Source organism: Rhizobium sp. 05L419, assembly GCF_056397845.1.
This window is the reverse complement of sequence record NZ_JBFTOF010000014.1, coordinates 135,511-153,686: the sequence shown is the minus strand read 5'-3', so window position 1 is coordinate 153,686 and position 18,176 is coordinate 135,511. Positions and strand designations below refer to the sequence as shown.

Genomic DNA, 18,176 nt, shown 5'->3' with positions numbered 1-18,176 from the left:
GCCACTCATGTATCAGTCTCCCCTCAACCGATCTTGATTTTAGTGTCGGACAAAAACGAAAAGGTCGGGATCGCCAGGTTCTGCGGCGCCGGACCCTTACGGATGCGGCCGGCCGTATCATAAACAGAACCATGGCAGGGACAGAACCAACCGTTATATTCGCCGGCCTGGCCGAGCGGTACGCAGCCGAGATGCGTGCAGGTGCCGATCATGACGATCCAGTTTTCCTTGTCCTTACCGCCCGAGCGGTCGATGCCGGTTGCCTGGGCATCGGGCGCGAGATTGGCGTTGCGCGCGACCGGATCCTTGAGATCGGTCAGCGGAGTGTCGGCGGCGGCCTGCACTTCTTCGGGCGTACGGTTGCGGATGAAGATCGGCTTGCCGCGCCACTTGACGGTCAGCGACATGCCGGGCTCGAGGCTCGCCACATCCACTTCGATTGAAGCCAGTGCCAGTGTCGAGGCATCGGGGCGCATCTGATCGATAAACGGCCATGCGACCGCAACGGCGCCCACCGCGCCCGCCATACCTGTGGTGAGATAAAGGAAATCACGGCGAGTGGGCTCGCTCGAGACCTCGCCTGTCGTTTCGTGTTCGCTCACGGCTTACAATCCTCTGCGCAATTTTCGCGGAACTCCGCCCATCCCCTCAAGGCGAAGAATCTGTCGTGACACAGTTCGAACATAGATTCCCCACCAATCCGGCGCGTTCTAAGCTTGATCGCAAATTATGTCCAGCCTTGGCAAGGCCATGTGGGCACAATGTCGCGGGAATTTTAAGTTGATTTTTTAAGACAATCACATGCTTGCAACATTGTTGCGTTGCACCAAATCCGGGCTCATGCTACGTCGCCGGAATATTATTATTCCACTCTCGGCACCCGGCGATGAAAGACACTTTATTCTGTGTGGGGAGTGTCCTCGTTTCGCTGCTGCTCGCGGCGATATCGCTGCGCTACGTGACGCACACATGGCTCCTTGCCTTCGTCTACAGCTTTCAGGTCCATTTCGCGCTTGTGGCGCTGCTGGGAGCGCTCCTGCTGTTGCTGCTCAAACGCCATTGGTTTGCCTATGTCCTGATCGGCAGTGCCGTATTCTTGTTCGGGCACGGCATTTTCATGCTGAAAGCCTTTGAAGCCGCTCCGGCAACTGCCGCCACGCACCCAACCTTCCGGCTGGTATCCTTCAATATCGAGAACTTCAACTTTGAGAACGGATCGCATATTGCCGACGCCGTGATCGCCTCCGGTGCCGACGTCGTCAATATCCTCGAGGCCGAGCCGCTGGTCCCGGAAATGCCCCGCCTGACGCAGGCATATCCTTACCAAATCGGCTGCGGCGTCGGCACGGACGGCTGCGATACCTTGGTGCTCTCAAAGCGGCCATTCGCCGAGACGTCGGTCAGCAGCATCGGCGACCTCTGGCCGAACCGCCTCGTGAAGTCTGCCATCGATGTCGACGGCACCAGGATTACCTTCGTCTCGGTCCATCTTGCCAAACCCTACTTCGACGATTTTCAGGTGAACGAGCTCGTTGATTTGCGTGGCGCAGTCGCCGCCATCAAGGGGCCGCTCGTCCTGGCGGGAGATTTCAACTCGGCAATCATCGATCCGCACATTCAGCGTTTCGTGGGCGCTGCCGGCCTCAACACCGTCTTTCCCGAACCGGCCACCTGGCCGATCAAGGCCGGTCGCTTCGGCATTGCCATCGATCACGTGCTTGCCCGCGCGCCCCTTCGGCTGACCTCGGTAGAGCGGATGGAAGACAGCATTGGCTCAAACCACTTTGGCCTCGTGGCCGAGATTGCCCTTGATCGCTGACCGGGGGACGGCCTCATCGAAGTCGACGGCAAGAAAGCCGCCTGACTGCCGCGCCCACAGCTCCGCATAGAGACCACCCTTTTGAAGCAGCGCCTCGTGCGTGCCGTCCTCGATGATCTTGCCTGCGTCCACGACGATCAGGCGGTCGAGAGACGCGATCGTCGAAAGCCGATGTGCGATCGCAAGGACAGTCTTTCCGTCCATGATCCGGTTGAGGTTTGACTGGATGACCTCTTCGACCTCCGAATCCAGCGCCGAAGTCGCTTCGTCGAGCACGAGGATCGGCGCATCCTTGAGCATGACCCGGGCAATGGCGATACGCTGGCGCTGACCGCCGGAGAGCTTGACGCCACGTTCGCCGACATGTGCGTCGAAACCCTTGCGTCCCTGCTGGTCCTGGAGCCGTTCGATGAAGTCGAGTGCCTCGGCACGACGAGCGGCCTCGACGAGCCTTCCCTCACCGGCGTCGGGACGCCCGAACAGAATGTTGTCGCGCACCGAGCGGTGAAGCAGGGACGTATCCTGGCTCACGACGCCGATTTGCATGCGTAGCGTTTCCTGCTTGACGGCGGCAAGATCCTGGCCGTCGACGAGAATACGCCCGCCCTCGAGATCGTAAAGGCGCAGCAAAAGATTCACGAGCGTCGATTTCCCCGCCCCTGAACGACCGACGATGCCGACCTTCTCGCCGGGTTCGATGGTCAGCGAGAAATCGTCGATCACGCCGTTGCCCCGGCCGTAGTGGAACGAGACATTTTCGAAGCGAATGCCCGGTCGGACAATCGTGAGATCCGGCGCATTCGGCCGGTCGACCAGCCCCAGCGGCTGAGAAATGAGTTCGGCCGCGTTCTGGATCGTGCCGAGGTTGCGCATGATGCCGTTGAACTGCGTCATCAGCCGTCCGAGAAGGAAGTTCAGGCGCAGCACCAGTGCCAGCGAGAAAGCCACGGCGCCGGAGCTGACGAGACCTTGCAGCCACAGGTGCATGCTGAGCCCTGCCATCATCACGATCATCAGGCCGGAGAGAAGCGCCATGGACGCGCGAACACCGGTGATGAAGCGCGTGAAGCGCAGGACGGTTTCCTGGTAGAAATCGAAGCCTTGCCGCATGTATCGGTCGGTTTCTTCGTCTCTCGCGAACAGTTTCAGCGTCTGGATGTTGCTGTAGGCATCAACCATGCGGCCGTTCAGCATCGAGGCGGCTTCCGCCGTCTCGCGGGAATGATACCGGATGCGCGGGACGAAATAGCGCGCAAGAAACCCGAAGGCGAAGAGCCAGCACAGAACGACGATCGCAAGCGAAAGATCAAGCCGCGCGACCAGCACCAACGTGGTCGCCGCATAGATCCCGACGAACCACACGCTTTCCATCAGCGACGTCACCAGATCGCCTGTCGCCTGCCCTGCTGACCACACCTTGGTCACGATGCGTCCGGAAAAATCGCTCTGGAAGAAGGACAGTGATTGCCGGGAGACATGAAGATAGGATTGCCAGCGCGCCAGATTGTAGAAGCCCGGCGTGATGACCTGCTGATCGACGAGCGCAATCAGCAGCGCGACGACGAACCGGACGATGCCGATCAGGATGAGCATGACGGCGAGTTCGGCCCCGTGGCCCGCCATGAGACCGTTCCACCCATCGGCTGGGGAGATCGTCGCGAGAATGTCCACCACACGCCCGACGAACCAGAAGAGCGCAGCTTCGATCGCCGCCGACATGCCACCAAGCACCAGCATGGCGATAAACGGCGCCTTTGCCTGGCCAATATAGAAGGAAATGAATCCGAGCGTCGAACGCGGCGGCTGAATATTGCCGCGCGGTCGGAAGGGATCGATCCAGTTTTCGAAGGCACTAAAGATTCGATTCAGGAGCATATTTGCGATATAGGCATGTATGCCGGAACGGGAAAGGAATGCGCCCGTCGGAAAAGCCTCATATTTGCGTAACAATCGGTAACATCAGCGGCATCGCCGTTGAATGAAGCACAACTCGCCACAATCTCGGAGTATCATAGCTTTTTACGGGAGACGGCCGCAATGCAAACAAGGACGCTCGTGGCGAGTATTCCGCTCTCGCTGGCGGATAGGCTTGACGCGATGATCGAACAGCTTGAAGTGCCCTACGACGACGTCATAGCCGACGCCATTGCCGCGTGGATCGATCGCGAAGAAGATCGGCGCCTCGTGGCGTTGCGCGCCCTTGCGTTCGCCAACAGCATGGCGGTCGAAGGCCACCGCGTCATCGACTGGGCAGATAGTCTTTCCGCCGATCGGCACTGACTGAGCCGGAGCATCAAGAAAACGCCCTCCCGATATCCCAGGGAGGGCGTTTTGCGTTTTGGATGTCTTGCGCTATTCGGCCGCTTCTTCTGCATCTTCCGAATGATCGGCCAGGAAGCCGCCCGATTGCCGGTTCCACAGGTCGGCGTAGATGCCGCCCTGCCGGACGAGATCGGCGTGCGAACCCGCCTCGATGATCCGGCCCTTGTCGAGCACGATCAGGCGGTCCATCTCCGTCAGCGTCGACAGACGGTGGGCGATCGCGATCACCGTCTTGCCTTCCATCAGCGCGAACAGGTTCTCCTGGATCGCCGCCTCGACTTCGGAATCGAGCGCCGAGGTCGCTTCGTCCAGCACCAGGATCGGCGCATCCTTCAAGAAGACACGGGCAATCGCGACACGCTGACGCTGGCCCCCGGACAGTTTGACGCCACGTTCGCCGACCTGTGCGTCCAGAGCCTTGCGCCCCTGCATGTCGACCAGGCCTTCGATGAAGTCCCAGGCATTCGCCCGTTTCGCGGCTTCGATCACCTCGGCATCGGTCGCATCCGGGCGGCCATAGGCGATGTTGTCGCGGATCGAGCGATGCAGCAGCGAAGTATCCTGCGTCACCACGCCGATCAGCTCGCGCAGGCTTTCCTGCGACACGTGCGAAATGTCCTGGCCGTCGATGGTGATGCGACCGTTCTCCAGATCGTAAAAGCGCAGGAGCAGGTTCATCAGCGTCGTCTTGCCCGCACCGGAGCGACCGACGAGACCGACCTTTTCGCCCGCCTTGATGTCGAGCGAAAGGTTGTCGATGATGCCCTTGGCCTTGCCGTAGTGGAAGCCGATGCGATCGTAGTGGATTGCACCCTTCTTGGCGGCAAGCTGTGGCGCACCGGGCCGGTCGACGATGTCATGGCCCTTCGTCATCATCTCCATGCCGTCGTAGACCGTACCAATGTTCTCGAAGAGCGCCGAGACTTCCCACATGATCCACTGCGACATGCCGTTGACGCGCATCGCCAGGCCGATCGCAATCGCGATGGCGCCGACCGAGATGCCGCCGTTCAGCCAGAACCAGATAGACAGGCCGGAGATCACAAACAGCGCAACGCAGTTGTTGATATAGACGGCCGCGTGGAACATCGTGACCTTGCGCATCTGCTGATGCACGGTCTGCAGAAACTCGTTCATGCCTTCCTTGGCATAGGTCTCTTCCCTGCCCGCATGCGAAAACAGCTTCACCGTCGCGATGTTGGTATAGCTGTCAACGACGCGGCCCGTCATCATCGAACGCGCATCCGCCTGCGCGGCCGCGATCTTGCGAAGCCGCGGCACGAAGTAGGAGACGATACCGACATAGATGCCGAGCCATGCGAGGATCGGGATCATCAGCCGCCAGTCCGCCGCCGCGATGACGATGATCATCGTCAGGAAGTACGTGACGACGTAGACGAAGACGTCGAGGATCTTCATGACGGTCTCGCGTACCGCAAGCGACGTCTGCATCACCTTCGTCGCAACGCGCCCGGCGAACTCGTTGGCAAAGAACGTCATGCTGTGACGCATCAGGAAGCGATGCATCTGCCAGCGCGCGATCATCGGATAGTTTCCGAGCAGCACCTGATGCATGATGATCGAGTCCAGCACAGCCGCCAACGGGAGACCGATCAGGATCAGGGCACCCATCCAGAAAAGCTTGTGGCCCTCGTTTTCAAGGAACGTCGCCGGGTCCGCATGGGTCAGCCAGTCGACGACATTGCCGAGGAACTGGAAGAGCGCCACTTCGCCAATCGCGATCAGCATGGTCAGCAGGGCCATCATGCCGAGCCAGGGTGCTGCCGGCTTCGTGTAGTGCCAGCAGAAGGCATAGAGCCCCTTCGGAGGAACCGTCGGTTCCTCGCTCGGAAAGGGATTAAGTCGCTGTTCAAACCAGCCAAACATGAAAATGCTCCGAAACTTCAGCGTTCCGGCTCCTGCCCCGCGCAATAGACGCGCTGAAGCTCATATGGGAACCGGACGTTCAAGGGACGAGGCCACAACAGCCGCGCAAGGAATCAGAAATGGGAAATCAAGAAAGAAAAGGCACTAGGAGTGCCGGGTCGCCAGTCGCGGATCCGCGGACGGGAGGCACATGCGTCGAAATATTTCCATCTTGGCGCTCCCTGTTGGCGATTGAAGATGCACACCGATAACGCGAAACAGCGCGAAATTCTAGCCCTGAAATGCCGAAAAATCGGCGTTTTTGGTTCAAAAACGAGCATGTTGCGCCAAAATCACAGTTGCAATACGAGTTTCCAGCTAGAGTAGACCAGGTAGGATCGATCATGGCAGACCTCAGAGTAGCACTCTTTCAACCGGACATCCCCGGCAACACCGGAACGATCCTGCGTCTTGCCGCCTGCCTGGGTTGCGCCGTCGACATCATCGAGCCGGCCGGATTCGACATTTCGGACCGCAGCCTCAAGCGCGCAGGCATGGACTACATCGCCGCTGCAGCCCTGACCCGTCATGTCAATTGGGAGTATTTCGAAGCGTGGCGGCAGACCACCGGGCGCAGGCTTGTTCTCGCCTCAACGAAGTCGTCCGGGCGTTATACCGACTTCGCATTCCGCCTCGACGACATCCTGCTGTTCGGGCGCGAAAGCGCCGGCGTGCCCGACCATGTTCACGACAAGGCCGATGCAAGGATTCTCGTACCGATGGTCGAGGGGCAGCGGTCGATAAACCTCGCTGTCTCCGCGGCGATGATAACGGGAGAGGCCATGCGGCAGACGGTATGGGCCTGATATCCGCCGCTTCCATGTAAATGCCGGTTCAACCCCAGAATATGTCGCGAACGGCGTTGTGAAATCGCCAGACCGGCGTATAGTTATTAGCCGAGCAATCAAAAAATCCGGTTGATCACCACGATTTCAATGATTTGACGTCAAGAAAGATTCGAAATTACGCGTCGGCAGACGCCAATAGATAGAAAAAGACAAGGCCGCATGGAATCAACAATCGTCATGATCAACCTCTTCGGTGCCGTAGCCCTGCTGCTGTTCGGTTTGGCTCAGGTCAAGGATGGCGTGTCGCGAGCCTTCGGCGCGAGGCTTAGAACCGGCCTAGCATCGGGCACGCGCAGCGGCCTTCGCTCTTTTCTGTCAGGTTTCGTCGCCACTGTTGCGCTGCAGAGTTCGACCGCTACCGCGCTGATGGTCTCGTCTTTTGTCGAGCGCGAGCTGGTAAAGCCTCGCATGGCGCAGATCGTGCTCCTTGGGGCCAACGTCGGCACAGCAGTCACCGCCTGGATCGTCGCGACCGGAATTGAATGGCTGTCGCCGCTCGTCATCCTGACCGGGATCGTACTCTATCGCAGCGGTTCGACCGGCCGCCAGGGCGGTGGCACGGCGATGATCGGCATCGGATTGATGCTGCTGTCCCTGCATCTTCTCAGCAGCGCGACCGAGCCGATGCGCCAGTCGCCGGCCCTTGCCGCCTTCATCGGCCTGCTCGATGGCGCTTGGCCGGTGGCGCTTGCCTTTGCAGCCGGCATTGCCTTCATTTCATCGTCCAGCCTCGCTGCCGTCGTGCTGATCCTGTCGCTTGCCTCCACCGGGATCCTGTCGGCGGGACTGGTCATCGTGCTTGTCCTCGGTGCCAATCTCGGCGGCGCCATTCCGCCTGTCGTCGCCTCGCTGTCCGGGCCCGCATCGGCAAAACGCGTCACGCTTGGCAACCTGATCGTCCGGGCCATAGGCTGCCTGATCGCACTGCCGCTTGCAGGCTATGGCGCCGAGCTTCTGGAAATGCTTCCGCTTTCCCCGGCCAAGCTGCCGGTCGACGCCCATCTCGGCTTCAATCTCATCCTTGCCGCCCTTGCCTGGCCGTTTTCCCGAGCACTGTCGCAGCTGATGCTGAAGCTCGTGCCCGAGGAGGCAAAGGCGGACGATGGACCGAAATACCTCGACGCGCAGGAGCTTTCGACGCCCGTAGTGGCACTGGCCAGCGCCACCCGCGAAGTGCTTGGCGTCGGCGATCTGATCGAGCGGATGCTGCTGCGCACGTCCGATGCCTTCGAGAGAAACGAGCTTGCAAAGCTCAAGGAAATCCCCTCGCTGGAAAAGCGCGTCGACAACCTGCAGCAGGAGGTGAAGATCTATCTCTCCAAGCTCGGACGCAGCGGCCTCAGCGAAGAGGACGGCCGGCGCTCGATCGTCGTCATCGACTATGCGATCAACCTTGAGCACATCGGCGATATCATCGAGAAGGGCCTGCTGCCACAGGTTACCAAGAAGGTGTCGCTCGGCCTCAAGTTCTCCGAAGACGGCTACGCGGAACTGACGAAGCTCTTTCACCTGACGATCGACAACCTTCGCATCGCCCAGACGATCCTCGTCACCCGCGACTTCAACCTCGCCAGGCAGCTCATGGAGGTGAAGGTCGAGGTCCGGCGGATGGAGAAGCAGTCGTCTGAACGACATCTCGAGCGCCTGCGCGACGGCCGCGCCGACAGCCTGCAGACAAGCTCCCTGCATCTTGACATGCTGCGCGACCTGAAGCGCATCAACGCTCACATCGTCTCCGTGGCACATCCTATCCTGGATGAAAGCGGGCTCTTGATAGAAAGCCGGTTGCGCAAACCCGCCGAATAAGGATCAGTCGGCGGAAGGCAGCCGCCGCATCGTAAACTCGATCTGGTCGCCGTCGAGCTGGCGCCAGCTCTCCACCTCGGTCCAATACGCAGCCTTCGGGTACTCGTCGAACCACTCTCGTGCCTTGGCGCGGGCGTCGAGCAGAGCGAGGCAATAGGTCTGCCGAACGAACCGATCGTTCTTGCGCGGCGTGCCCTCGGCCCGATGCGTGGCAATCCTTCGCTTCAAGCCGTCAAAGGACGGAGGTCCTGGGATCTTTGTCATAAAACCTACCTCTAACGGAAAAGGTAGTATCGAAAGTCGCATTTTGCGAGTCGAATCTGAGGTAGCCTCAGGCACGCCCCGGCGCTGGCGAGAGCCCAGTCCACCTGCTATCAGGGGTCGATATTGACAAGATGACGAGTCGCGCCGGATGACGCTGCTCACCGGAGACGACATAAATGGAAAGACCGGAACTCCCGATCGGGCTGCCTGAGGACATCGAGGAAAAGAAGACGACCGCCCGCACATGGTTTGAAGGGCTTCGCGACACGATTTGCGCCTCCTTCGAAGCTCTGGAAGACGAGCTGGCCGGCCCGCTCGCAGACCGGCAGCCGGGACGTTTCGTCGCCAAGGACTGGCAGCGGGAAAACGGTGCCGGTGGCGGCGGTTGCATGTCGATGATGGAGGGCCGGGTGTTTGAGAAGGTCGGCGTCCACACCTCGACGGTCTACGGCGAGTTTGCGCCCGACCTGCGCGCCCAGATGCCGGGCGCCAAGGACGATCCGCGCTTCTGGGCCTCCGGCATCTCGCTGATCGCGCATCCCGTCAATCCCAACGTGCCGGCCGTGCACATGAACACGCGGATGGTCGTCACCTCCAGCCGCTGGTTCGGCGGCGGCGCGGATTTGACGCCGGTTCTCGACCGACGCCGGACCCAGGAAGACGAGGACAGCCGGCTGTTCCACAAGGCGATGGAAATCGCCTGCCGCAGTCACGCTGACATCGCCGACTATGCTGCCTACAAGCAATGGTGCGACGACTATTTTTTCCTCAAGCACCGCAACGAGCACCGCGGCATCGGCGGCATCTTCTACGACTGGCTCCATTCCAGTGAAGAGGCTGGCGGCTGGGACGCCGATTTCGCCTTCACCCGCGACGTCGGTCGGGCATTCGCCATGGTTTATCCACGGATTGTCCGCGCCAACTTCAATAAGCAGTGGACAGAGCAGGATCGTGACGAACAATTGATTCGCCGTGGACGGTATGTTGAGTTCAACCTTCTCTACGATCGTGGGACGATCTTCGGCCTGAAAACAGGGGGAAATGTCGAGTCCATCCTCTCGTCCCTCCCTCCGATGGTCCGCTGGCCGTGACACCGGAGAAGTGATCGATAAAAACACCGTGAGAGGCTTTCAATACAGCGGTTCGGATACTAAGTTTGGAAATGTACGTGCGTAGCAATCGGAGGAGGATTGTCATGACGATACAGACTGGATCACCGGCATCGGCTGGCGTTCAGCAACCAACCCGCCAAATCGATGCCCCGGAGTTCCTGTTGCGGCTTGCCGAGGAGCTGAGAGCGAAAAGCGGCTCCGACCTGCCCGTTTCCTGCTTTGTCGAACAAGTAAAGCTGCAGCTGGCCGGAGGCAGGTCTCCGGACGAGCTGGCGCGGCTGGCAAAGGGCCAGGACAAAAGGGCCAATACCGACTGCTATCTTGCCTGGGCAATGCCCGATTGATACCGCGACCAAACCGGCCGGTGCGGCACCGGCCGGAACCTTCTCACCACCTCGAACATTCACCCATGACGCGAAAGCGTCATGGAGCCGTAGAATTCAAGGCAGGAGGAACGAATGAGACTTTTCGAATGTGGAACGCTTGTGCCCGGATGCAATTGGCATACCCGGGCAAACGACGATGCAGAAGTCGTCCGTCGCGCGGTTGAGCACATGAAGAACACGCACGGGGAAACCGTCATCCGCGAAAATATGGTGGACAACATCAAGGCCCGTATCCGCAACGAAGCCACGGCAGCCTGATTTATTTCACCAGTTCGGCGAGCCGGGCGAGCAGCGCCGCCCGGTCGGCAGAAAAATTCTCTTCGATCCATTGGTTTTCCAGGTCCGACAGGATTTCGCCGATGCGTCTGCCGGCCGCAACGCCAGCGGCCATCACATCGCCGCCGCTCAAGGGGAACGACGGCTTTTTCCATGCCTCGGCATGATCGAGAAGCTTGCCGAGCCGCGCGGAACGGGACATTTCGTTCAAATCGCTCTCCGCCTTGCCGCGTGCTACGGCCAGCGCAAGCTTGAGCCTTGCCGCGATTCCGTCGGTTCCATTGCGATAGAGCAGCCGGTCGAAAGCGGCCGACGACATCTCGTCGTTGACCGGCGCTGCCGTTGCCCAGGCTTTCAGGAAGCCAGCCTCGGCGTTCGCCAGCTTCAACCTTGCTGCCATTTTCTCAAGGCGCGTGACATCCGGCGGCACGATCGCGGCAAGCCGAAGAAGCGGATCCGGCTTCCAGCCGAGCGCCCTCTCGGTCGCAAGCAGCGCCGGGATCGCGTCGATGCCCCACTTTTCAGTCTCCGGCAGGACCTCGGTGAGCACACCCGCCTGTCGCATCCAGAGGAGCGCCCGGCCCGGGTCCTCGGCTGTCAACAGCTTGCGAAGCTCCGACCACACTCTCTCCGCCGAGAGCGTATGCAGCTTTGACCGCGCAGCAGCCGATGCCCGCAACCCGTCGGCATCAGGGCGTCCCGAACCGTAATAGGCAAAAAACCGGAAGAAGCGCAGAATGCGCAGGTAGTCCTCGGCAATCCGCATCGCGGCATCCCCGATGAACCGGATGTTGCGCTTCTCGACATCGGCAAGCCCACCGACCAGATCGACGACATCCCCCCGCTGATCCGCATAGAGCGCATTGATGGTCAGGTCGCGCCGCTCCGCATCGGTCCGCCAGTCGGTGCTGAATGCCACCTTGGCGCGGCGCCCGTCCGTTTCGATATCGGCCCTCAGTGTCGTGACCTCGAACGGCTTGCCGTCGACCACGAGCGTCACCGTGCCATGATCGATACCCGTGGGCACCGCCTTGATGCCGGAGGCCCTTGCGCGCTCCACGACCGTCTCGGGCGTCAGGGTCGTGGCCACATCGATGTCGCTGACCGGCAACCCCATCAGGCTGTTGCGCACCGCGCCTCCGACCACACGCCCCTCGCCGCCATCGGCATTGAGCAGCGCAAACACGCGCTCCAGCGCCGGATCCTTGAACCATGCTTCCTGAGCAAGGTTGGTCATGCATAAAGCCTTTCGTAGAGGGTGCGGACAATGCCCGCGGTGATGCCCCATATCATCCATGTTTCATAGGGCATCCGATAAAAATGCCGATCGAGCCCATCCACCATGCGTCTGTCGCGGGTGTGGTTGGATGGGTTCATCAGGAAAGACAGCGGCACCTCGAAGACGTCGTCAACCTCGTCAGGATTTGGTTTCAGCTCGAAGCCGCGCCGCACCACCGCCAGAACCGGTGTGATGCGAAAGCCGGTTGACGCCAGGTAGTTCGGCAGCCGCCCGACGGTCTCGACAAACGAACCATCGAGCCCGATCTCTTCTTCGGTCTCCCGGATCGCCGCCTGTTCGGGTGAACCGTCGTCCGCATCGATCTTGCCGCCCGGAAAGGCGATCTGGCCTGAATGCCTGCGCAGCGTCGCGGTGCGCTGCGTGAAGATCACGTGGGCCTCGTCGCCGTCATCGACCACAGGCACCAGAACCGCAGCATCCCGCAGCTTGAAGGTTTCCACCTGCGCGACGATCTCCGGATTGAGGATGTGATCGCCGTGATCCCGCCAGGAAAGATCGACCGGTCCGCCGGCCTGATGCAACGCCCGGCGGCGGAACTCGGCCGCCGAATACAGCGATCGGTGATCGGTCGGCACGTGGCTCATCGCGACAACGCATCCAGTTCGTCGCCAGGCATGACGGGAAAGATCCGGCCGCCCGAGCGCACGCAGAACATCTCGACGCCGTCCACCCCGAGAATCTCGCCCCGTTCCACGAGTTCGTACATCACGGCCCGTGAGACGAGCGCCTCCAGCCGCCCGCGCACATGCAGATAGGGCTTCAGCTCATTGTTGTCGCCGTGGACGACGAAGCGCAGCGGATGTTCCTCGCTCGCCTCCACCACATCGCCGACATTGGTACGAAAGGTCAGCAACGGTTCGCCGTCGCGCTCAATAGCATTCATCTCGACAGCCAGGAACGGCGCATCGACGACCCTGATCCCTACTTTTTCCACAGGAGTTATAAGGTATGTCTTCCCGTCCTCATCCTTGCGCAACACCGTCGAAAACAACCGCACAAGCGGCGCCCGGCCGATCGGCGTTCCCATGTAGAACCAGGTGCCATCGGCGCGGATTTCCATATCGATGTCGCCGCAGAAGGGTGGATTCCATTTGTAGACGGGCGCAGGACCCCGTTTCCTGTCGCCGCTGTCGCCGGCGGCACGAGAAATAAGCGCGGCCAGATCTGCCGCATCCGCTGTCGACCTGATATCCTCGGCTGCCATTCTTCCGTCCCGGTTTGCCCTTAACGCAGTAACGTCACGAGATAGTCATTTGAAACGAACTTGTCAGCCCGCAACATCTTCATAACTCTATCGGGTATGAGGCACACGTGTAAGTCCGCCGATTCGCGACGAATGATATCAGCCGCTGGAGATGCCTGATGGGTATGATCAAGACCGAAGCCCCCCTAGACGAAAAGGCGATCGTCGCCGCAGCCGAAAAGGCACTTGCCGATATCGCCGCCGTTCGCGGCGAGGTGTCCAAGGTCATCTTCGGTCAGGAAAGCGTGGTCGAGAACACGCTTCTCGCCGTTCTCTCCGGTGGCCACGCGCTGCTTGTCGGTGTGCCAGGCCTTGCCAAGACCAAGCTCGTCACCACGCTCGGCGAAGTGCTTGGGCTGGGCGCAAACCGCATCCAGTTCACGCCGGACTTGATGCCGTCGGATATTCTCGGCTCCGAGGTGATGGACCAGGACGAGAGCGGCCGCCGCTCCTTCCGTTTCGTCAAGGGTCCGGTCTTCGCGCAATTGCTGATGGCCGACGAGATCAACCGCGCGTCCCCGCGCACGCAGTCGGCACTGCTGCAGGCGATGCAGGAGTACCACATAACCGTCGCCGGCCAGCGCTACGATCTGCCGAGCCCGTTCCATGTTTTGGCCACCCAGAACCCCTTGGAGCAGGAAGGCACCTATCCGCTTCCGGAAGCCCAACTCGACCGCTTCCTGCTGCAGGTCGACGTTCACTATCCCGAACTTGCCGCAGAACGGCAAATCCTGCTGGAAACCACGGGATTGAGCGAAACCAGGCCGCAGGCGGTCCTGAATGCCGAGCGCCTGATCGAAATCCAGACACTGATCCGGCAGATGCCGGTCAGCGACAGGGTGGTCGACGGCATCCTCGCACTCGTCCGTTCTGCCCGCCCCGGCCAGGGCAACGCGTCAACCGACAAGAACGTCGCCTGGGGCCCTGGCCCGCGCGCCGGCCAGGCGATGATGCTGTGCGCCCGCGCCCGTGCTCTCTACGAAGGCCGCCTGGCACCGTCGCTGGACGATGTCCACGCCCTTGCCGAGCCGATCCTGCAGCACCGCATGGCATTGACCTTCGCGGCACGCGCCGAGGGAATGTCGGTCCGCGACGTCATCGCCGGACTGGTCAAGCAAGCCAAGGGATAAGGAAGCCTCACGCGTGGCATCTATCGGACAGATCGTCAACCCGACCCCAGGCAGCGACGCGCTTGCGCGTGCGCGGCAGCGCGCCAGTCTGGTGCCGGATTGCCTGGTGGAGGCCAAGCGTATCGCCAACACGGTGATTGCTGGCTGGCACGGCCGCCGCAAGCGCGGCATCGGCGAGAACTTCTGGCAGTTCCGCCCCTATACCGATGGAGAAAGCCTGTCGCGCATCGACTGGCGCCGCTCCGCCCGCGATGATCATACCTATATCCGCGACCGCGAATGGGAAGCCGCCCACACCATCTGGCTCTGGGCCGACATGTCGCCGTCGATGATGTACAAATCGACCTTCGGCAATGCGTCGAAGGAGAGCCGTGCGCTGGTGATCATGCTTGCGCTTGCGGAAATCCTGGCGCGTTCCGGCGAACGCGTCGGATGCCCCGGCGTCATGGAGCCGATCTCCGCCCGCAATGCGGCCGAACGCCTTGCCGCTGCCCTGATGCATGGCCCGCTGACCGGCGGCCTGCCGGAAACCTCGATGATCCGCGGCTGGAGCGATCTGGTGCTGATCGGCGACTTTCTCGACGATGCGCAGTCAATTATGGCACGCCTCGGGCCGCTCGCCCGGCGTGGCCTGCGCGGTCATGTGATCGAGGTGGCCGATCCGGCCGAAGAGCTTTTCCCCTATACCGGCCGCACCGAATTCACCGACCCGGAGACAGGCGCCAAGCTGACCTCCGGTCGCGCCGAAAACGTCCGCGACGCCTATAACAGAGCCTACCTCGCCCGGCGCGACGATCTCGGCCAGGCGCTGCGCCATCTCGGCTGGACCTTCGTAAGCCATCGCACCGATCATCTCGCCTCCGAGGCGCTCGTTGCCGTGCACATGCATCTGTCCGGGATGCCCGGCAAGGCCACGCACGGGGGGCAGCCATGAACGCTCTGCCCTTCGCATTTGCCTATCCCGCCATCCTCGGCGCGCTCGTCGCGCTGCCGGTCATCTGGTGGCTGCTGCGGCTGACCCCGCCGCGCCCGAAGACCGAAATCTTCCCGCCGCTGAAGATCCTTGCCATCGTGCTGAAGCGTGAGGAAACGCCGGCGCAGAGCCCCTGGTGGCTGACGCTGTTGCGGATGCTGCTTGCCGCCGCTGTGATCCTTGCAATTGCCGATCCTGTCTTCAATCCGCGCACCGCTTCGCTTGCCTCAGGTGGTCCTCTGGTTCTGTTCGTCGATAACAGCTGGGCAACCGCGCCGGATTGGGGTCGCCGCGTCCAGACCGCCGACGCCTTGATCGACGACGCCGAATCCGCGGGCGTGCCGGTGGCCATCGCCTTCACCGCCGACCCGACAAACGATGCAGTGCCCGGCACCGCCGCCGTGGCGCGCGAGAAGCTGCGCGCCGCCGAACCGAAGCCGCTGGTGCCGGACCGGCAGCGTGCCTTCGACGCGTTACGCGCTGCCCTGAACGGCGTCCACCCCGGTACGCTCGCCTTCCTGACGGATGGCGCGGCATCGAGGGACAATGACACCATCGCCCGCCAGCTGTCGGATCTCCAACCGGCGCAGCTACGGCTGATCGCCGGTGATGCGACCGGAACGGTTGCGATTACCACAGCAAACAATGCCGCCGACGCAATGACAGTGAGATTGACTAGGCTTGACGGCTCGGCTGCAGCATCTCTGCCGCTGACGGCACAGGATGCACAGGGCCGCGCGATCGCTTCAGGCACCGTCGATTTCCAGCCGGGCCAGGCCGTCGCCACCGGCGCGATCGCAGCGCCCTTTGAAATGCGCAACGATTTCGCACGCATCAGCATCGACAACCACCCGACGGCTGGGGCCGTCCACTTGCTCGACGACGGTTTCAAGCGTCGCCGCGTCGTTCTTCTCTCGGGCGAAGCCGGCGATGCTTCCCAGCCTCTGCTTTCGCCGCTCTATTACATCCAGCGTGCCTTGCAGCCCTATGCTGACCTGATCGAGCCGAACACGCCCGATCTTGCGACCGCGATTCCCGAACTCCTGTCGCAGAACCCCTCTGTCATCGTCATGGCCGATATCGGCCGCCTGCCGCAGGAAACCTACGAGCCGCTGCAGCGCTGGATCGCCAATGGCGGTACGCTGCTGCGCTTCGCCGGGCCGCGCCTCGCCGCCGCGCCTGCCGACGATCCGCTGGTTCCGGTGACCCTTCGCCAAGGCGAGCGCGCCCTCGGCGGCGCTCTCTCCTGGGCCGAACCGCAACCGCTTGCCGAATTCCCCAATTTCGGCCCGTTTGCCGGAATGCCGAAGCCGACCGATGTCACGATCAAACGTCAGGTTCTCGCCGAGCCGACCCCGGACCTTGCCGAGAGAACCTGGGCAAGCCTTGCCGACGGGACGCCGCTGGTGACCATGAAGCCGATCAATGCGGGCCGGATCGTGCTCTTCCATGTCAGTGCCGAGGCCACATGGTCAGATCTGCCGATATCGGGCAATTTCGTCGAGATGCTGCGGCGCCTCGTGCAACTCTCGCGTTCCGTCGGCGTCACCTCCGGTTCCGGCGGTGCAACGACGGCCGAAGCGCTCCCTCCCTTCCGCCTGCTGACGGCAAAGGGTGCATTGACGACCGAAACCGGCTCCGCGCGGCCATTGATCCCGAATGCCAAGGTCACGCCGCTTGCCGGCTTCGAAAATCCGCCGGGCCTATATGGCTCCGACGAAGGATTCACCGCCTTGAACGTGCTGCCGAAGAACGCCGAACTGAAGCCGCTCGACGCATCGGGTATCGCCGTCGTCCGTGAAGGATTGATCGGCGGCGAGACATGGTCTGCCAAGCCGGCGCTTTTCCTGATCGCCTTCCTGTTGCTCATTGCAGACAGCCTGATCGTGATGGTGATGAGTGGTGCTTTCTCCCGCATGCGGCATGCCGCCCGCACTGCGGCCCTGATCGCCGTGGCCGTCAGCGCCGCATTCTTCCTGCAGCCGGGCCAGTCCAGGGCGGACGACGCCAAGCCCGGCGACGGCCAAATCTTCCAGAGGCTCGACAACACCCACCTCGCCTACGTAGTGACCGGCGAGCAAGAGGTCGACCGCATATCGGAGCGGGGTCTGGAAGGTCTCACGGAGTTCCTGACCTTCCGCACGACACTTGAGCCTGCGCCACCCGTCGGGCTGGATCTGACGAAGGACGAGCTCGCCTTCTACCCGATCATCTACTGGCCGGTGTCCGCCACGGCACCGATGCCTTCGGCTGCAGCCATCAACAGGGTCGATGCCTATATGCGCTCGGGCGGTACGGTTCTCTTCGACACCCGCGACCAGTTCAGCGCGTTCGACACCGGCGGCGGCGCGGGCAGTGCCAACGGCGAACGGCTGCAGCAGATCCTTGCCAATCTCGATATTCCGCCGCTTGAACCCGTACCCTCGGATCACGTCCTGACAAAATCCTTCTATCTGCTCTCCAGCTTCCCCGGCCGCTATGCGGGAAGCCCGCTCTGGATCGAGGCGCGGCAGGACAACCGCGCTGCCAACGCCAAGTCCGCCGCCACCGCCGACGGCGTCTCGCCGATCCTGATCACAGGCAACGATTTCGCCGGTGCCTGGGCCGTGGACGAAAACGGCACACCGCTGCTGCCGACGGTTCCGCCCGATGAGATGCAACGCGAATACGCCTACCGCAGCGGCGTCAACATCATGATGTACATGCTCACCGGCAACTACAAGACAGACCAGGTTCACATCCCCGCCCTCCTGGAAAGGCTGGGGCAGTGA

General features: G+C 61.7%; 17 protein-coding genes. 10 read left to right on the top strand and 7 right to left on the bottom strand.

Annotated features, from left to right (window positions below; genetic code table 11):
- Positions 1–23 precede the first annotated feature (23 nt).
- On the bottom strand, positions 24–602 hold the full coding sequence (petA, locus tag AC1DMK_RS18665) for a ubiquinol-cytochrome c reductase iron-sulfur subunit (protein ID WP_037058657.1): 579 nt from the start codon (positions 600–602) through the stop codon (positions 24–26).
- Between the two features lie 284 nt (positions 603–886).
- Here petA and AC1DMK_RS18660 point away from each other — a divergent pair, with 284 nt between their 5' ends.
- Positions 887–1,819 (top strand): endonuclease/exonuclease/phosphatase family protein, encoded by a 933-nt coding sequence (locus AC1DMK_RS18660; RefSeq protein WP_477860988.1) that lies wholly within the window; start codon positions 887–889, stop codon positions 1,817–1,819.
- On the opposite strand, the gene AC1DMK_RS18655 is transcribed toward AC1DMK_RS18660, so the two are convergent.
- A complete protein-coding gene (locus tag AC1DMK_RS18655; protein WP_477860986.1) occupies positions 1,775–3,694 on the bottom strand; it encodes an ABC transporter ATP-binding protein in 1,920 nt (639 codons plus the stop codon). The two genes, AC1DMK_RS18660 and AC1DMK_RS18655, sit on opposite strands and share 45 nt — an antisense overlap.
- A 162-nt stretch (positions 3,695–3,856) precedes the next feature.
- Here AC1DMK_RS18655 and AC1DMK_RS18650 point away from each other — a divergent pair, with 162 nt between their 5' ends.
- Positions 3,857–4,099: a hypothetical protein gene (locus AC1DMK_RS18650; RefSeq protein WP_477860984.1), complete on the top strand. Its 243-nt coding sequence runs from the start codon at positions 3,857–3,859 to the stop codon at positions 4,097–4,099.
- 72 nt (positions 4,100–4,171) lie between these two features.
- Here the strand turns inward: AC1DMK_RS18650 and AC1DMK_RS18645 are convergent, their stop codons facing one another.
- Positions 4,172–6,028: an ABC transporter ATP-binding protein gene (locus AC1DMK_RS18645; RefSeq protein WP_477860982.1), complete on the bottom strand. Its 1,857-nt coding sequence runs from the start codon at positions 6,026–6,028 to the stop codon at positions 4,172–4,174.
- A gap of 383 nt (positions 6,029–6,411) precedes the next feature.
- On the opposite strand from AC1DMK_RS18645, the gene AC1DMK_RS18640 reads away from it, so the two are divergent.
- Both AC1DMK_RS18640 and AC1DMK_RS18635 read left to right on the top strand, forming a co-directional pair.
- Complete coding sequence (locus AC1DMK_RS18640) at positions 6,412–6,873, top strand: tRNA (cytidine(34)-2'-O)-methyltransferase (protein WP_477860980.1); 462 nt, start codon at positions 6,412–6,414, stop codon at positions 6,871–6,873.
- A gap of 201 nt (positions 6,874–7,074) precedes the next feature.
- Entirely contained in the window at positions 7,075–8,721 is a 1,647-nt protein-coding gene (locus AC1DMK_RS18635; RefSeq protein WP_477860978.1) for a Na/Pi cotransporter family protein, read from the top strand.
- A 3-nt stretch (positions 8,722–8,724) separates the two neighbouring features.
- On the opposite strand, the gene AC1DMK_RS18630 is transcribed toward AC1DMK_RS18635, so the two are convergent.
- Positions 8,725–8,985 carry a hypothetical protein gene (locus AC1DMK_RS18630; protein WP_037058665.1) on the bottom strand — a complete coding sequence of 87 codons (261 nt, stop codon included), beginning with the start codon at positions 8,983–8,985 and terminating at the stop codon, positions 8,725–8,727.
- A 176-nt stretch (positions 8,986–9,161) separates the two neighbouring features.
- Between AC1DMK_RS18630 and hemF the strand changes: the two genes are divergently transcribed.
- The 3 genes from hemF to AC1DMK_RS18615 all read left to right on the top strand — a co-directional run bounded on the left by hemF (position 9,162) and on the right by AC1DMK_RS18615 (position 10,741).
- Entirely contained in the window at positions 9,162–10,076 is a 915-nt protein-coding gene (gene hemF / locus AC1DMK_RS18625) for an oxygen-dependent coproporphyrinogen oxidase (RefSeq protein WP_037058668.1), read from the top strand.
- Positions 10,077–10,180: 104 nt separating this feature from the next.
- Positions 10,181–10,441, top strand: a complete 261-nt coding sequence (locus AC1DMK_RS18620) for a hypothetical protein (protein WP_037058669.1) — start codon at positions 10,181–10,183, stop codon at positions 10,439–10,441.
- Positions 10,442–10,555: 114 nt separating this feature from the next.
- Entirely contained in the window at positions 10,556–10,741 is a 186-nt protein-coding gene (locus tag AC1DMK_RS18615; RefSeq protein ID WP_037058671.1) for a DUF1059 domain-containing protein, read from the top strand.
- 1 nt (position 10,742) lies between these two features.
- On the opposite strand, the gene AC1DMK_RS18610 is transcribed toward AC1DMK_RS18615, so the two are convergent.
- From AC1DMK_RS18610 to AC1DMK_RS18600, 3 genes are read right to left on the bottom strand one after another with little or no spacing between them, the layout of a single operon-like run.
- Positions 10,743–11,996 carry a CCA tRNA nucleotidyltransferase gene (locus AC1DMK_RS18610; protein ID WP_477860974.1) on the bottom strand — a complete coding sequence of 418 codons (1,254 nt, stop codon included), beginning with the start codon at positions 11,994–11,996 and terminating at the stop codon, positions 10,743–10,745.
- Positions 11,993–12,643, bottom strand: a complete 651-nt coding sequence (locus tag AC1DMK_RS18605; RefSeq protein ID WP_037058673.1) for a CoA pyrophosphatase — start codon at positions 12,641–12,643, stop codon at positions 11,993–11,995. Before AC1DMK_RS18605 ends, AC1DMK_RS18610 begins: the two co-directional genes overlap by 4 nt.
- Positions 12,640–13,263, bottom strand: coding sequence for a DUF1285 domain-containing protein (locus AC1DMK_RS18600; protein ID WP_477860972.1), 624 nt, complete (start codon positions 13,261–13,263; stop codon positions 12,640–12,642). Before AC1DMK_RS18600 ends, AC1DMK_RS18605 begins: the two co-directional genes overlap by 4 nt.
- A 158-nt stretch (positions 13,264–13,421) precedes the next feature.
- Between AC1DMK_RS18600 and AC1DMK_RS18595 the strand changes: the two genes are divergently transcribed.
- The 3 genes from AC1DMK_RS18595 to AC1DMK_RS18585 are packed head-to-tail and all read left to right on the top strand — an operon-like array spanning position 13,422 to position 18,176.
- Complete coding sequence (locus AC1DMK_RS18595; RefSeq protein ID WP_477860970.1) at positions 13,422–14,432, top strand: AAA family ATPase; 1,011 nt, start codon at positions 13,422–13,424, stop codon at positions 14,430–14,432.
- Between the two features lie 13 nt (positions 14,433–14,445).
- Positions 14,446–15,366: a DUF58 domain-containing protein gene (locus tag AC1DMK_RS18590; RefSeq protein WP_477860968.1), complete on the top strand. Its 921-nt coding sequence runs from the start codon at positions 14,446–14,448 to the stop codon at positions 15,364–15,366.
- On the top strand, positions 15,363–18,176 hold the full coding sequence (locus tag AC1DMK_RS18585) for a DUF4159 domain-containing protein (RefSeq protein WP_477860966.1): 2,814 nt from the start codon (positions 15,363–15,365) through the stop codon (positions 18,174–18,176). Before AC1DMK_RS18590 ends, AC1DMK_RS18585 begins: the two co-directional genes overlap by 4 nt.

What these genes read in the sequence shown, in the direction of transcription:
- AC1DMK_RS18620 (WP_037058669.1), top strand. Translation starts at nt 10,181, where the DNA reads ATGACGATACAGACTGGATCACCGGCATCGGCTGGCGTTCAGCAACCA.
- AC1DMK_RS18650 (WP_477860984.1), top strand. Translation starts at nt 3,857, where the DNA reads ATGCAAACAAGGACGCTCGTGGCGAGTATTCCGCTCTCGCTGGCGGAT.
- AC1DMK_RS18635 (WP_477860978.1), top strand. Translation starts at nt 7,075, where the DNA reads ATGGAATCAACAATCGTCATGATCAACCTCTTCGGTGCCGTAGCCCTG.
- AC1DMK_RS18585 (WP_477860966.1), top strand. Translation starts at nt 15,363, where the DNA reads ATGAACGCTCTGCCCTTCGCATTTGCCTATCCCGCCATCCTCGGCGCG.
- AC1DMK_RS18655 (WP_477860986.1), bottom strand. Translation starts at nt 3,694, where the DNA reads ATGCTCCTGAATCGAATCTTTAGTGCCTTCGAAAACTGGATCGATCCC.
- AC1DMK_RS18640 (WP_477860980.1), top strand. Translation starts at nt 6,412, where the DNA reads ATGGCAGACCTCAGAGTAGCACTCTTTCAACCGGACATCCCCGGCAAC.
- AC1DMK_RS18600 (WP_477860972.1), bottom strand. Translation starts at nt 13,263, where the DNA reads ATGGCAGCCGAGGATATCAGGTCGACAGCGGATGCGGCAGATCTGGCC.
- hemF (WP_037058668.1), top strand. Translation starts at nt 9,162, where the DNA reads ATGGAAAGACCGGAACTCCCGATCGGGCTGCCTGAGGACATCGAGGAA.
- AC1DMK_RS18615 (WP_037058671.1), top strand. Translation starts at nt 10,556, where the DNA reads ATGAGACTTTTCGAATGTGGAACGCTTGTGCCCGGATGCAATTGGCAT.
- AC1DMK_RS18595 (WP_477860970.1), top strand. Translation starts at nt 13,422, where the DNA reads ATGGGTATGATCAAGACCGAAGCCCCCCTAGACGAAAAGGCGATCGTC.
- AC1DMK_RS18630 (WP_037058665.1), bottom strand. Translation starts at nt 8,985, where the DNA reads ATGACAAAGATCCCAGGACCTCCGTCCTTTGACGGCTTGAAGCGAAGG.
- AC1DMK_RS18645 (WP_477860982.1), bottom strand. Translation starts at nt 6,028, where the DNA reads ATGTTTGGCTGGTTTGAACAGCGACTTAATCCCTTTCCGAGCGAGGAA.
- AC1DMK_RS18605 (WP_037058673.1), bottom strand. Translation starts at nt 12,643, where the DNA reads ATGAGCCACGTGCCGACCGATCACCGATCGCTGTATTCGGCGGCCGAG.
- AC1DMK_RS18610 (WP_477860974.1), bottom strand. Translation starts at nt 11,996, where the DNA reads ATGACCAACCTTGCTCAGGAAGCATGGTTCAAGGATCCGGCGCTGGAG.
- AC1DMK_RS18660 (WP_477860988.1), top strand. Translation starts at nt 887, where the DNA reads ATGAAAGACACTTTATTCTGTGTGGGGAGTGTCCTCGTTTCGCTGCTG.